Source organism: Variovorax sp. 01N429, assembly GCF_056399425.1.
Map to the genome: position 1 here is coordinate 66,672 of NZ_JBFTRG010000015.1, position 13,279 is coordinate 79,950.

11 protein-coding genes are annotated in these 13,279 nt (G+C 60.6%); 6 read left to right on the forward strand and 5 right to left on the reverse strand.

What is annotated here, in order from left to right; all coding sequences use genetic code 11:
• Positions 1-5 precede the first annotated feature (5 nt).
• Positions 6-4,034: an AAA family ATPase gene (locus AC1DSF_RS23135; RefSeq protein ID WP_478128639.1), complete on the reverse strand. Its 4,029-nt coding sequence runs from the start codon at positions 4,032-4,034 to the stop codon at positions 6-8.
• 409 nt (positions 4,035-4,443) lie between these two features.
• Positions 4,444-5,178 carry a hypothetical protein gene (locus tag AC1DSF_RS23140; protein WP_478128640.1) on the reverse strand — a complete coding sequence of 245 codons (735 nt, stop codon included), beginning with the start codon at positions 5,176-5,178 and terminating at the stop codon, positions 4,444-4,446.
• A gap of 143 nt (positions 5,179-5,321) precedes the next feature.
• Between AC1DSF_RS23140 and AC1DSF_RS23145 the strand changes: the two genes are divergently transcribed.
• The gene (locus AC1DSF_RS23145; RefSeq protein ID WP_478183510.1) at positions 5,322-6,482 is read left to right on the forward strand and encodes an IS30 family transposase; all 1,161 of its coding nucleotides are present in this window, start codon (positions 5,322-5,324) and stop codon (positions 6,480-6,482) included.
• Positions 6,483-6,582: 100 nt separating this feature from the next.
• Here the strand turns inward: AC1DSF_RS23145 and AC1DSF_RS23150 are convergent, their stop codons facing one another.
• Both AC1DSF_RS23150 and AC1DSF_RS23155 read right to left on the reverse strand, forming a co-directional pair.
• Positions 6,583-7,434 carry a restriction endonuclease gene (locus tag AC1DSF_RS23150; RefSeq protein ID WP_478128645.1) on the reverse strand — a complete coding sequence of 284 codons (852 nt, stop codon included), beginning with the start codon at positions 7,432-7,434 and terminating at the stop codon, positions 6,583-6,585.
• Between the two features lie 16 nt (positions 7,435-7,450).
• Complete coding sequence (locus AC1DSF_RS23155) at positions 7,451-8,251, reverse strand: hypothetical protein (RefSeq protein ID WP_478183488.1); 801 nt, start codon at positions 8,249-8,251, stop codon at positions 7,451-7,453.
• Between the two features lie 486 nt (positions 8,252-8,737).
• Here AC1DSF_RS23155 and AC1DSF_RS23160 point away from each other — a divergent pair, with 486 nt between their 5' ends.
• A complete protein-coding gene (locus tag AC1DSF_RS23160; RefSeq protein ID WP_478183489.1) occupies positions 8,738-9,010 on the forward strand; it encodes a hypothetical protein in 273 nt (90 codons plus the stop codon).
• A 3-nt stretch (positions 9,011-9,013) separates the two neighbouring features.
• On the opposite strand, the gene AC1DSF_RS23165 is transcribed toward AC1DSF_RS23160, so the two are convergent.
• Positions 9,014-9,979: a LysR family transcriptional regulator gene (locus AC1DSF_RS23165; RefSeq protein WP_478183490.1), complete on the reverse strand. Its 966-nt coding sequence runs from the start codon at positions 9,977-9,979 to the stop codon at positions 9,014-9,016.
• Positions 9,980-10,084: 105 nt separating this feature from the next.
• On the opposite strand from AC1DSF_RS23165, the gene AC1DSF_RS23170 reads away from it, so the two are divergent.
• The 4 genes from AC1DSF_RS23170 (at position 10,085) to AC1DSF_RS23185 (ending at position 13,277) form a co-directional block, all read left to right on the forward strand.
• Positions 10,085-10,459, forward strand: coding sequence for a nuclear transport factor 2 family protein (locus AC1DSF_RS23170; RefSeq protein ID WP_478183491.1), 375 nt, complete (start codon positions 10,085-10,087; stop codon positions 10,457-10,459).
• 176 nt (positions 10,460-10,635) lie between these two features.
• The gene (locus tag AC1DSF_RS23175; protein WP_478183492.1) at positions 10,636-11,151 is read left to right on the forward strand and encodes a CinA family protein; all 516 of its coding nucleotides are present in this window, start codon (positions 10,636-10,638) and stop codon (positions 11,149-11,151) included.
• Between the two features lie 98 nt (positions 11,152-11,249).
• On the forward strand, positions 11,250-11,741 hold the full coding sequence (locus tag AC1DSF_RS23180; protein WP_478145943.1) for a cupin domain-containing protein: 492 nt from the start codon (positions 11,250-11,252) through the stop codon (positions 11,739-11,741).
• A gap of 192 nt (positions 11,742-11,933) precedes the next feature.
• On the forward strand, positions 11,934-13,277 hold the full coding sequence (locus AC1DSF_RS23185; protein WP_478183493.1) for a CHASE2 domain-containing protein: 1,344 nt from the start codon (positions 11,934-11,936) through the stop codon (positions 13,275-13,277).
• Positions 13,278-13,279 lie beyond the last annotated feature (2 nt).

Genomic DNA, 13,279 nt, shown 5'->3' on the forward strand with positions numbered 1-13,279 from the left:
CAGCCTCAGAGCAGCTTGAGAGCGTCACCCGGATTGACGCCCGTGACGCTGCAGCCCACCGCGAGCACCTCCTTGAGGCCAGCGTCGCCTGCGCGAACTTGGCGTACCGTCTGCGTGATGACCGGGAGGGCAACCGAGGGCATCGAGAACTGCGCGGGCAGCCGGGTCTGCTGGTTGAGCCGCTCTGCGAGGAAACGCGCGACAGGCGCGTCGATACTGCGCGCGAAGAAAAGCGTCATGCCCCATCGCACCGTAGCCGCCATCCGGAGAGACGCGACGACCAGCACGCGGGCCTGCACGTCGTCGGAATGGCAAACTCGCACGGCCGCGCCGAAGTTGACGACTTGGTCTCGGCTGACAAACTGGACGACCTCGGCTGCGGCGGCGCTTGGCGCCATGGTGAGGCCGGCCTGGAGACGCTCCAGGATAGGCAGCACGTCGACCTTGTTCGCATCGCGGGCCTCGACGCGCCAGCGCTCGAGAAGTTGGTTCGGCTCGCCCGAGGCTAGAAGGAGGCCGACCGCCAGCATGCCAGGCAGCAGTTCCTCTGCCATGACAGTCGGAGCACCCGGCGCTCCACGCTGTGCATTTAGTTCGGCAGTGACGTCGGACATGCCCATGACGTAGCGGAGAAAGCGTGGCGACGTACCGCCTACAAGCTCGCGCAGTACGAGCGATTTCGACCCAAGGTGCCGCGTGAAGAGGTCATCGCCTCGCAGTAAGACGGAGACTCGGTCGAACATCGCGCTTGAGGCGTCGGGCCAGTGAGCCTCGAGGAATGCGACCTGAGCTTCAAGGACTCCAACCCGCATGGATTGGCCGGGAGTCAATTCGTCAACGGCCAGGTCGGGCTGGCTCGCCTGGCCAAAGGCAATCACAAAAGGCTTGCCATCGGGAAGCAGTCGGTCGGGGTTTTCGATGAGCTGTGCCGTGGCGTTCGCGGCCTGGAGGATGGCCTCCCAGCGCTTGTCGCCCTCTGCCCACGCCTCAGGCGGAAGCAGCAGCACCGCATCGGTCAAAAGCGCGCTGCAGCGCCGAAGCTGTCCCGCTCGCAACGCGCAGTACGACGCATCGATGAGAAGGCCGACGCGGGTCGGCACAAACTCGTCGTTTTTCTGCCTAGCGCCTTGCTCGAAGAGCAGCGAGGCGCGGTCAAACTGCGCCAGCTTTGCGGCCGAGATTGCGACTCGCCGGAAGGCAAAAGGGTCGGTGACAGCCTGCAAGCCGAAACGCGCGATGGTCGCATCCCACGCCGACAATGCTCGGCCGTGGTCATCGGACTGTCCCATCAAATTGATGCGCTGCTCCTCAATAACGGCACTCGGGCCAAAGAGGTCTGTAGCCCGGTCAAGGACGGCGAATCCGGCGAGCAAGTCATCAGCGTACTCGCTCAACACAATCGACTTCGCACGTGCGACCTGCGCTCCGTACAGAGGGAGTTTGCAGGATTCGCAGACGGCAAGCGCTTGGTCGAACACTTCGAGCCAAGGTGACCAGTGGGGGCTGTCCTTATTGGCTTCCGCGACCCACCCGGTATGTACAAACGCGCCGAGGTCACGAACGTGCGGCCAATCGAGCATCTCATCGAACTGGCCGGCGAGCGCCTGATTCAACGGATTGGAGAGGAATGCCAGGAGGTCGTTGAAATCACGCAGCGTTCGCACTCCACCCGCGCGGAGTGACAAGAAGAACTGGAACGTCGTGGCGCTCTGAAGGAAAGCGAACCCCGGCAGGGCCGGCATGGCTTTCATGTTCGCGACACCGCCAGCTATGAAGGACGCGGCAGGCTCCTGCGCTTGCACTACACTCGAGACGGCGTCGAGCACCACTTCCATCGTAAGCGCGACATGCTTACTCAGTACCGTCATGTCGTACATAGCGCGGCTGAACGCCCAGTTCGCATCGGCATTGCGCGGCCCAAGTTCGTCGCGCCACGCGCGTGCGAACTCCGCGAGGCGCGACGGGTCTTCAACCTCCGCGACAAGGAACTGGAGATACCGCAACGAAGGCATCGCGGACTTCAGCGCGACCGGCACCGGGCCGCTCTCTAAGCCAACATGCAACACCCAGGAGCAGTGCGAGAAGACCCGTCGTTGGACTTCATCATCTGCTGCCACAAGTTTCTGCATGCTGGACAAAAAGCGTCGTGCATCAAGCGCGATGAATGCATGAAAGACCAGCGCGCCAGCGTCATTCGCTGTGATTGACTCGCAGGCGGAAATGGAGTCAAAGAGCTTGGCGTGGACGGCGCGATGCTGCTCCAGGGTCCAAGTGACATTGACTTCGCCTCGAAGAATCTGAGTGACGCGATAGCGCCCGTTGCCTAGTTCCTCGAGCCAGCGCCCGGTCAGAGCCGTCAGCACAGCCTGCGCGCCGGTGAGCTTGGGCGGCAGTCCCGCGAGATTGAGCAGCATCTCACGGGTTGGTGCCACCATGAACTCGCCGGCCTCGAGCGCAAACTGACTAGCCTCGGCGCTCACTGACGAGTCCAGCAGCTCGCGCGCCATCTGCTTGGCCGACTGCGTACCGGGTGAAGGTGTGACGAACGTCGAGAGCTCGAGCGCAGGCCAACCTAGGTCGCGAAGTTCGACCAGTCGGACGTGCACGAGCGCAGGGTGGCCACCCGACTGAACGGCGATGAGCTGGCCCCAAGTATTCGCTAGGTCCTGACTGCTGCAATTGAAGTCGACGCAGTGCTCGGCAACCTCACGCTGTGACATTGCGGGCACGACGACAAATTCGACACCCCAGGAGGTCGCCACCTCCTGCTCGAGCGCCTCGGTGTGCCCCTGCGCCGTGATGAGCAGTGCGATACCTGCGACGCTCGCGCGATGCACGAGTTGCCGCAGGCTCGCGGCGTAGACGCGTCGGGCGTTCGCCGACGTATCCAGGTCGTCGAGAATCAGCAAGGACGGCCCATCAGGCCGGTCAATCGTGAGTGCGAGCAGCCGCAGCGCTTCCGACATGGCCGCCGGCGTTCTCCCTGAAAGCTCAGTCCAGCTCGCATTGAGGCCGGCGTCGCGCGCGACAACCTGCGCAATCGTCGTCTTGCCTTTGAACACCGAGCCGACAAGAAGTACTGCGTCACGGCGGGTGACGCGCTCAGAGACGGCGTCCACCAGCGCCTGGCGGCGAAGAAGCGCACGTGGAGGACTGGGTGGCGTCCCCTGCAGAAGCGCCAAGTTCGCGAAGTTTGCCTGCAGCGAAGACAGCTGCGCGGCCACCACGAGCAGCCCACCCGCGCTGTTCAGGGGCATCTCAAGCGTGACCGTGGTTGCCTTCTCGATTTGCAGCCACAGCGAAGTCTTGTCGAGCTTGCGCTCGTCCGGTGAGGGCTTGAGTACCTGCTTCCAGCAGTGGGCCAAGAGCTCGTTCTTGGCCGTCCGTGCGGCGCTCCGGGGTTGTTTGGCCAAAACGAGCGCATCACCGATTCGCTCGAGAACAGCTTGCTCGACGACTTCCACATCCGGCTGACCAGTTAGCCAGGTGAACCGCTGGAGCAGTCTCGTCTGCAAGTCGCGCACGGTCGCAGACGTCAGAAACGCCCGAACGGGCTGGTTGTCCTCGAGGCTTGCGAGCAACTGCTGTCTGACGGCCTCCGCCATCACGGGGTCGAACGCGGCCTTGCCCCACGCCTCGATGCCAGGCAAGCCGCCGAACCGGGCGTCGCGCTCCTTCGCGATGTTCGACGTCGTCAGGTAGACGAACTTGACCTGACGGTCCGGAGAACGTTCTGCGGTTGCCCAGAAATTCCGAATGGCGTCGCGCACGTTCTGCGTGTTCAGAGACACACTGTCCTCGGTTCGCTTGACTTGCACCGTCGTGGTCTCGGAAGAGCTCACGCGGTCGATGTCCTCGGCGCCTTCGAGGAACAGCACCTCGTTGTCCGCCAACATCACCCAGCTCTCGATAGACCGCCAGATTTGATAGTCGTACCCACCCATCGCGCCTAGGGCCTCGCGTTGGGGCGTGCGAGGGAGCGGCTCGAGCGGAGCTTTTGCTTGTGGTTGCGGTTGCGGCGAAGGGTCGCTCATGGCGGCGGTCATTCCTAGCCGTGGTTCTCGAAGAGTCCCGAAGGCCCGCAGAGACGGTGGTTCAAAAGGCCCTGGGAGGCCAGGCTCGCGAGGAATTCCGGCGCGAGTTCGCTGAGGTCAGAGGTCATGATGGCTGCACATTCTGCCGCCGCAGAGAGAGCTTGACACGGAACTCGAAATGGCCGCATACATAAAAAGCGTGTCTGCTGTGCAGTAGGAGGCGGTGGAGCGGAGCCGTGAGGCTTGCGGAAAAGGCCATCGTGTTGCCGGAGAGCTGCCACTGGCGACCGGCGGCTCCTGGCCGCGTGCAGCTCTACGAGCTTCTCATAGACTTTGACGTTGCAATCGACCTCTCTTACAGCTCGGCTTCTCCATCAAGCGGTCCAGCTAGAGGTTGCGGTGACTCGCACTAGTAAGTCGGACGCATCAACAAGCTCGAGCGTACAACTGGTGCATGCAATGCATACCTCGCGGAAACTTTTTCAACGAGTTGTCCGAACCACAACGGAGCGGAGGGCGAAACATGGATAGCTTCGATAAGCTGGGACGGATTAACTGGAACGGAAACGTGCATTGCGCCCTTGGGAATCAGAGGCTCGTTGTCCGAAATCTCGGACCAAATGACAGCTCGAACCTCCTGTTCGTGCGCAAAGCTCATCCGCTTGTGCATGACTGGAAAGAGAGCGTTGCCGAACGGAATAGACGTTGTTTCGTAGTCGATGTACTGCACCGCCGACAAACCTACCGTGTATGGGCAAGACTCGAGGGCGCCCGCAAGAGCGTCGGAGGTGGTTCGGATGGCGATACCCACAGAGCTCGACAGGTAGAGCTTCCACATTGCCGCTGATTCGAACTCACTTGAAAACCAACAGCTTACGTATAGGTGCCGACGCATTACCTCTGGATGCTTCACCCAAAGTTCCGCATGCTCCGGACTGAGCTGGTACGGTGACGGGTCTGCGCGAAGCGCCCTTACCGCTGCTTCCGGAAGCATTCCCTCATAGGGATCCTCGAACAGGTCAGTCCGTGGGAACACCAGCGCGCGGTCTTCAAGTAGGCTAACCAACTTGGTGAAGTCCATGTAGCGCCATAGGGTGCGGCGGCCCTCCGGTGCCACGAACACCTCATGATTCTGGATGAGCATTTGCCAATCTGTGATTCGACGAAGTCGTCAGTTGGTCGGATTATTCGCGAATGGGCGACGGTGCCCGAGGTCCGCTTTTGGCTGCGGATTCAACCGGTCGATGCAACACACTAGGAACTGCGTAGGCAGAAGGAGTGTTGCCGATGAAGCGAAGACCTCGGATCTACTACACCGACAGCCAGAAAGCTCTGATGTGGGAGCGCTGGAAGCAAGGTGAGACCCTCCACCAGATTGCTGCGTTGTTTGATCGCTCCCACCCGTCGATACAACGAATTCTGGCTGAGACGGGCGGGATACCGCCGCCAGAGCGACACCGTTCCGAATTGGCGCTGACCTTGGCCGAGCGAGAGGAGATCTCGCGTGCCGTGGCGGCTGGCTTTTCGATCCGCGCGATCGCCACGATTCTCGGACGTGCGCCCTCCACGGTCAGCCGCGAGATCAAGCGCAATGGTGGCCAAGGATGCTACCGGGCGGCCCAGGCCGACCAGGCGGCCTGGGATCGGGCCCATCGGCCCAAGAGATGCAAGCTGGCTGGGAACCGAGCCTTGGCACACGTCGTGACAGACAAGCTCCAGCTGCAATGGTCGCCGGAGCAGATTGCAGGGTGGCTCACGCATACTTACCCGAGCGACGAGAACCGCCACGTGTCCCACGAGACCATCTACCGCAGCCTGTTCATTCAAGCCCGAGGGGCCTTGAAGAGGGAACTGCTGCAGCACCTGAGGCGCACGCGAGGCATGCGCCGCTCGCGCCACTACACGCAGAAGACAGACGCTCACGGAAGAATCCTTGACGCCGTGTCGATCAGCGAGCGCCCGGCCACGGTTGAAGATCGAGCGGTGCCTGGCCACTGGGAAGGCGACTTGCTGTTCGGAAGTTCCAACAGCCAGATCGCAACCCTGGTCGAGCGACAAACACGCTATGTGATGCTCGTGAAGGTCACCGGCAAAGATACGGAGACGGTCGTCAACGCGCTGATCAAGAATGCTCGCAAGTTGCCACAGGAGCTCTACAAGTCGTTGACCTGGGATCGAGGCAAAGAGATGGCCGACCACAAGCACTTCACCTTGGCGACCGATATCAAGGTCTATTTCTGCGACCCTCAGAATCCTTGGCAACGCGGAACCAATGAGAATACAAACGGCCTGTTGAGACAGTACCTCCCCAAGGGCATTGATGTCTCGACCTACTCGCAAGCCAAGCTGAATGCGTTGGCGAGAAGATTAAACGAGCGACCCAGGAAGACTCTCAACTTCCGAACACCGGCTGAGATGTTCAGCCAAACCGTTGCATCGACCGGTTGAATCCGCAGCCGAACTCGGAAGTCTAGGTGTGCCGCCTAACAGCAGTTCCCCTGCAACCCTGCCGTTGGGGGAAAGAGCCAACGTGGCACGGTCAAGCTCTTCAGGCCGTTCCCCTGCATTTCGGATACGCTGCGCATCCCCAGAATGAGTTTCCGGCCTGTGCGCCCTTTCTCGCGGTTCTGCGCACCATAGCGCCCGCGCAATTCGGACAAGCTGGAGGCAGCGAGCTCGTCGCCCACGTGCCGGCGAACGCGGACTTCTGTTCCGCCACCCGCGTAGACCCACACTGCTCACCCCCACGCACAGATCCAATCAACAACATCAGCGCCTCACCATCCACCAACCTGACGTTGCGCCCCTCAGCAAACGCCCGCGCTTCGTCGGTGAATCTCCCAGAGGTCACCACAAACCCACCCGCCGCACCTTCAGCCGCCATCACGCCATACAACTCCCGCACGACTTGCACGCCCACCTTGAACGCACGCCATTGCTTGCACTGAACAAGGTGCTTCTCGCCAGCCTTGCGCAACACAAGGTCGACGCCGCCATCGGCCCCGCCGCCGCCCAGCTCTTCGACCTGAAAGCCCTTCCTCCTGAAGCCTTCGCCGACAAGGATTTCGAACTCGCGCCAACTCATCTTCCCCAAAATGTCCGGCGCCTTCGCTGCGGCCACACTGTCTGCCAGTTCCTTCCTGCGGCGGCGGCGCCACGCACTCACGGCCGCACCGGCGAGGCACACGAAAGGCAGCAGGTACTGCCCAGCCAATGCCAACGCGTAGAAAAGGCTCGAGGTAATTTGCGGCCGGCTCACCATGTCCGACACGACCCGACCAGCCCACGCATGCATGAAGAGATAGCTCACAGGGGCGAGTGCAACGCCGAGCCACCAGGGCAGCATCGACACAAGGTCAATCATGTCGTCCAGCGGGCTCGTCTTCTTGCGTCGCGGCATGTCTACTCCTCGTTCTTTATTGCGAAACCTTCTTCCGCTGGAACTCGAATACCGAAGTCGTGCCGTTCGCAGTCACTTCAAACCGAAGCATGTCGTTGGGATTGGGATAAGGATCGCAGCAGTTCTTCAACATGAGTTCACCGGCAACCATATGCAGCGGGTCCACGGTGTTTTCCTGAAGAATCGAGTTTGCAGCCTGCTCCTGATTCTGTGCATTGAATTCGATCTGGCTGATGCCCAGCCCCGTTGCTCCACCAATGGCGGCGCCCGCGACGATTCCGGCGAGGGGGTCGTACACCTGAACGGTGTTGGTGCCAGCGAAAGTCGTTACGCCGCGTCTTCCGGACACGAATCCTGAATAGTTACTTTGATAGGTCTGATGAGAGGCGCCGTACGCGGCCGCCCCCGCCGCCAGTCCACCAACAATCGCAAGCGCTATCTGCTTGCTTTGCTTCTCGCTTTGAATCTCCGCGACCCGCTGCGTGTACGTATAAATCGGGACAGGCTGTCCGCGGAAATAGGCCTTGATGTTGTCGGGCGTGAAGTTGACAGGCTGAGTGCCGTTATTCGCATAGCCAATCGTGAAGGTCGGCATCGCGGTGCCTTGTGTCCTGAACGTCGGGTACATGAACACTTCATGGGTTTCATGCTTTTCGATGACGGTGCCGACACCTTGCGTGTATTTCACCGTTTGCACGGGCTCGTGTGGCTTGGCGGAATACGCAACCATCGTCGTGCATCCGCTCGATCCGAGCGTCACCAAAACGGCGACGAGGATTGCTTTGGCTGGGCGAGACTTCTTGTTCTTCGTCTTCATGCTGGCTCATCGTTGGTTTTTATAACGATGAATACTGGCACGGGCTTCCGAATGGATGGCGGAACTAAGTCGCACGGTTCCTTCAAAACAACTCATCAAAATTGATGATGTTCATGCCGTGGTTCCATGCGCGGCCGAAGTTTCATTCGATGCAGTGAGTGCGCATCTTCCTTGTCGCAGTTCGCGTTAACTTCAGTTCGTCACGAGCGCGGACTTTTTGGGGGCCGATGGCTATACTCCGCTCGTCGCGCAAACAAGCGCGATAGGGTTTGGAAGCCCTAAGCACCTCTGCGACGAAAGCCGCAGTGACTCCCGCAGGACCTGCGGCTTTTTCGTTCGCGCCCCTTTTAAGGCGGCTCGGACGGGAGGGCTCGCGCCCTGCCGGTTCTCGCAAGAGGTGCCCGGTCTTCCAACCTGTTCGAGTCGCCGCCTCGTTTGGAAGCGGGAGCGGCGGTTTTTGTAAACCGCACCTCTTGGAGGCCATAGATGGTCCACCCTACTTGCGCGCTCGCGCGCCACCCGACCGCTCCCCCCGCAGACGAACACTCAACCCTGGAAGCCGATCTCAGCGCATTAGGAGAGGCCTATCGCGCAATCGCATGTGTCCACAACCTGCTACTTCATGTGCGAAGTCCGCACACACCTGAGCGCGACGACCTTCGCAGCGAAGTGGAAGCGCTGGTGGCGCTGATCAACTCCGAATTCCAGCGCCGCGCCAAAGCCGCAAAGGCCAGCATTGCTTCAACGCCGCGCCACTAGGCACTAGGCAAATACAGATGGCGGCCGCTGGCGCGCGTCGTCGCGGCTCTCCGATAGCTGCCCGGGCATCATGCTCACCACAAAATCGATGAACGCTCTTACCTTGGCCGGAACGTGGCTCCGGCTGGGGTAGTACACGTAAAGAGGAAAGGTCTCGCCGGCCCAGTCCGTCAGAACAGGCTCCAGCGTGCCCGCATGCAGATGCATGTCGATTCCGAGATCGATCACCTGCGCGATCCCGTAGCCCGCAAGGCAGGCGCCGATTTTGGTTCCCGCATCTGTGACTGTCAGATTCCCCTTGACGGCGACCTTCACCTTCTCGTTGCCACGCCAGAACTCCCATTCGAAGGGCCTGCCGCTCGCCGGATCGATGGCGTGAATGCATTCATGGCCGTCATCGACGAGGTCCTTCGGCGAGTTGGGTCGGCCGCGTTGCGCAAGATACGACGGCGCGGCCACTGTCAGGACTCGCGGGCTGTAGAGCCTGCGACAGACCAAGCTTGAAACGGAGGGTGGTCCAAACCGAATGGCGAGATCGAATCCGTCGCTCACCAAGTCCGACAGGTCGTTTCGGGTCTCCAGCTTCAATTCAAGTGCAGGATGATTCTTCAAGAACTGCGCCAACTCCGGTGCCAGAACAAGGCGCGCAAAGACGGCATCACACGCAACGCGCAATGTTCCGTTGACGACTGAGGTTTCGCCCGAAGCGCCCACAGTCGCCTCTTCAATTCCCTGGAGCAACGGCAGCACCTTTGACAGCAGCGCATGCCCAGCGTCCGTGACTTCAACATGTCGGCTGGTGCGATGCACGAGCTTCGCGCGCAGGCGGTCCTCCAGTCGTTGAACAGCGCGACTCACTGCGGGCTGAGTCTTGCCCAGGCGAGATGCGGCGCGACCAAAGCTCTTGGATTCGGCTACAGCTGCAAGGGTAAGCAAGCCGCTTACAAGTCCTCCATCGAGGTCTTCCATGATCTATGTGTTCCTGTAATGGCAGCGATAACCGCTTCGCAGTAGCCGAGCGCGGAGGGATCTTTCACTATACGAGTCCTTTCGACCCTTCAGGAAAGTCAGCAAATGACCCAGACCCAAGCCGTACTCGCCGTGATCGATGACTATTTCAATCTGGCGTACGAACCTGCGAGCCGTGACTTCAATAAAGTCTTCCACCCGAGCTGTCTCGTCCAGTGGATTCAAGAAGGCCAGCTCAACACCATGTCGTCTCCAGACTATTCGGCGCTCATCCACGGGAGGCCAAGTCCTCGATCTACCGGCGCGCCCAGGGACGAAGCGGTTCTCTCCATGGAGAACATTTCGGACATTCTTTCAACAGCGACAGTGAGGGCGCGAGTTGGAAACAGGCTTTTCAACGATCACTTCGTTCTGCACAAGATCGAGGGAAGTTGGCTCATAGCGAACAAGGCGTCCTTCATCGTGCGTACTTTCGAGTGAAGCTTCGGGTGAACTTCGAATGAAGACGGCAAGCTCGCGTTGGCTGGCGGCCTATCAGGTGGTGGTGTCGGCGGTTCTGGCGACCTACGGAACCAAGTAGACGCCTCCCGACGCGATGTGGGCCAAACGGTGCGAACCGCGCGAAACTCGGCGCACGTTTTCATCGGACCTATCAGATGCCCACACCGAACAGCACCACTCTCCCTTCACTCGCCGAGATCGCGCAGCGCGTCGGCGCCGCGTTGAAGGAGCGCAAGCAAACGGTCGCCGTTGTCGAATCTTCCGCCGGCGGCCTCGTTTCAGCCGCGCTTCTTGCCGTACCCGGCGCATCGAGCTACTTCCTCGGTGGCGCGGTCGTCTACTCCCGGCGCGCGGGCAAGGCGCTGCTCGGCCTCACGCCGGACGACGTCGCAGGCATGCGCGCGGAGACCGAGCCCTACGCGCTAATGGTCGCAGGCAAGGTCCGCGACATGCACCGCGCCTCGTGGGGCATCAGTGAAAGCGGCGCCGCTGGGCCATCGGGCAGTCCGTATGGCGATGCGCCAGGCCACGTGTGCATCGCAGTCGTCGGCGCAGCTTCGGCAAGCAAGACTATCGCAACCGGCAATGACGACCGCGCGGCGAACATGGACCTGTTCGCGCGTCATCTTCTTGTGCTCTTCGAAGAGACATTGCTCGCCGCTGATCGCTGATCGCTGATCGCTGAACGCCGGCACGCGCTCCCGGGGCTGGATGTCAAAGCCCAAGAATGCAAGACTACGTGGATCCCCCGAATCACGCGGAGCAAGTCATGTCGCCTACAGCCCCGATCACTGACGCCAACCCCACCGTCGCTGAAATGGAGGCCCGAGTTGCGCGTTTCCGTTCACTTCAACCCACGGACGACTACGCCGATGCAGGCATCCCCGGTTGCGAGCGAACCACCTGGCGCGTGCTGGGTACGCCACCGGCGGCGCCGCTCGCGGCAGAGGGCTTTCATCTCAACATCGTCTGTTGCAATCCGGGCAAGTCTGCGCCGCTGCACAACCACCTGACGCAGGAAGTGTTCGTCGCACTGTCGGGTCGGTGGGAGGTCTTTTGGGGTCCCGCTGGCGAACGCAATGTGGTGCTGGAGACCTGGGACACGATCTCGATACCGCCCGGTGTGTCGCGCGGATTCAGGAATATCGCGGCGGAGCCGGCCTATCTCATGGGCATGGCAAGCGGCCGTGATCCCGGCAACATCAATTGGCCATCCCAGATTCGAGCCGCGGCGGCGGCGGTTGGAGTTTCCCTGCCTTAGACGAGATGGATCGGGGAATTCTGCTGCGGAGTCCCGATCTGAAATCAATCCTCGGAGAGGCTGCTGATGCCCGCAGCCCTGACGCGAGCTTCGACCTTTAGATAGATTGCGTCGCCGAGATTGCCAAGGGTAGAGTTGGATTCGGTGCGTCGCCTGAGATCTCCAACTCAAACCCTTCAAAGGGCAACTGCGATGAGTTTCAACATTCGCACGAAGATCGCCCGGGCCTTCAAGGTCGTGTTGGGCCCTTTGGGATTGAACAAGCCGACGCGGGAGCCGTGGCCCAAGATTCTTCAAGTCGCAGCAGTCATTGCCCTGCAGACACTGGCGTACGGCATCGAGCAGCAAATCGAGCACCAAATTCTTGGCGAAAGGGTCGCCAACGTCGTCATCGCTGGTCAAAGCTGGTATCAACTGATGGTGTCGGCGTATCCACGAGCGCTTTCGCCAAAGTTCAGCACCGTGGTGCACATAGACCCGAGGTCGGACCCGACCGCGGAATATTTTCCGAACAATTCATGCGTGCAAAGAAAATATTTTGCGGATCTCTTGCCTGTTCTGGCGGGCTTTGCGCCGCACGTCATCGTGCTCGACCGGCGCTTTCTGCCGCTTGGATGCGAACCAATGGCGTCAAACGATCCGACCGAAAGGCTGCAGCAGGCGATATCGCATGTCACCACGGTGTTGCACGTCCCGATCATTCTCGGGATGGGTATCGAGGAGGCTCCTCCGACGCCGAGCGGCGATAGAACTGCGGCCCATGTCATTCCGTCGTTGGGTTTCGCGCCGTCCCCGCTGCTGACGGTCGGCATCCTCAATACAGACCGTACACCCGAAAGGCTCGCTCTCGGATGGACCGTCAAGGTGCAGCCTGGGGGATCGGAGGAATGGGTCAACGGACTTGCCCTGCAATCGGCGCTCCTCCGCGAGCCCAGGCTTGTGGATGACTCCTCCGTCCTCAAGCACCTCAAGGGGAGCGGCGAATCACCCTATATGAGCCTGATACGGCCCGAGAATCTTGTGCTCGTGCGATCAGGAGACTTGCTGTGCCTTCCGATGCCGTCCAGCGATCGGAGTCTGTCTAAGCGATGCCTTGATCTGAAGCCTTCTCTTCAAAATCTGGACCGCCTCCGTGGAAAGGTGGTCTTCGTGGGTGAGGTCGGAAGAAACGTCGATCGACACAGCACAGTCATCGGCGACATCTCCGGCGTCGATCTGCAGGCTAACGCACTCGAAGCACTTTTGGACGAGAGATTCTTTCCCCCCGCGCCGGCTCTCGTCGATATTATTTTCGGAATCTTGTTCCTGTTCGCAGTAGATTGGGCGCTCTCGCACAAGACTGCCCTGGTGGCTATTGCACGTTTCGCGTCTGTAGTGTGTGTCACGCTGCTGTTGCTCGCTTTGCTCATAAGGAGCACCGGCTACTACGTTTCACCATTGGGAGTGAGCGCGCTGGTCGTCATGAAGCTTATTTGGTGGGCGGGGGAACGCACAGGATTGTTTGGATCAGCCCACGCTCACCCCGACACAAAGTGATG

What these genes read in the sequence shown, in the direction of transcription:
- AC1DSF_RS23135 (WP_478128639.1), bottom strand. Translation starts at nt 4,034, where the DNA reads ATGAGCGACCCTTCGCCGCAACCGCAACCACAAGCAAAAGCTCCGCTC.
- AC1DSF_RS23140 (WP_478128640.1), bottom strand. Translation starts at nt 5,178, where the DNA reads ATGCTCATCCAGAATCATGAGGTGTTCGTGGCACCGGAGGGCCGCCGC.
- AC1DSF_RS23145 (WP_478183510.1), top strand. Translation starts at nt 5,322, where the DNA reads ATGAAGCGAAGACCTCGGATCTACTACACCGACAGCCAGAAAGCTCTG.
- AC1DSF_RS23150 (WP_478128645.1), bottom strand. Translation starts at nt 7,434, where the DNA reads ATGCCGCGACGCAAGAAGACGAGCCCGCTGGACGACATGATTGACCTT.
- AC1DSF_RS23155 (WP_478183488.1), bottom strand. Translation starts at nt 8,251, where the DNA reads ATGAAGACGAAGAACAAGAAGTCTCGCCCAGCCAAAGCAATCCTCGTC.
- AC1DSF_RS23160 (WP_478183489.1), top strand. Translation starts at nt 8,738, where the DNA reads ATGGTCCACCCTACTTGCGCGCTCGCGCGCCACCCGACCGCTCCCCCC.
- AC1DSF_RS23165 (WP_478183490.1), bottom strand. Translation starts at nt 9,979, where the DNA reads ATGGAAGACCTCGATGGAGGACTTGTAAGCGGCTTGCTTACCCTTGCA.
- AC1DSF_RS23170 (WP_478183491.1), top strand. Translation starts at nt 10,085, where the DNA reads ATGACCCAGACCCAAGCCGTACTCGCCGTGATCGATGACTATTTCAAT.
- AC1DSF_RS23175 (WP_478183492.1), top strand. Translation starts at nt 10,636, where the DNA reads ATGCCCACACCGAACAGCACCACTCTCCCTTCACTCGCCGAGATCGCG.
- AC1DSF_RS23180 (WP_478145943.1), top strand. Translation starts at nt 11,250, where the DNA reads ATGTCGCCTACAGCCCCGATCACTGACGCCAACCCCACCGTCGCTGAA.
- AC1DSF_RS23185 (WP_478183493.1), top strand. Translation starts at nt 11,934, where the DNA reads ATGAGTTTCAACATTCGCACGAAGATCGCCCGGGCCTTCAAGGTCGTG.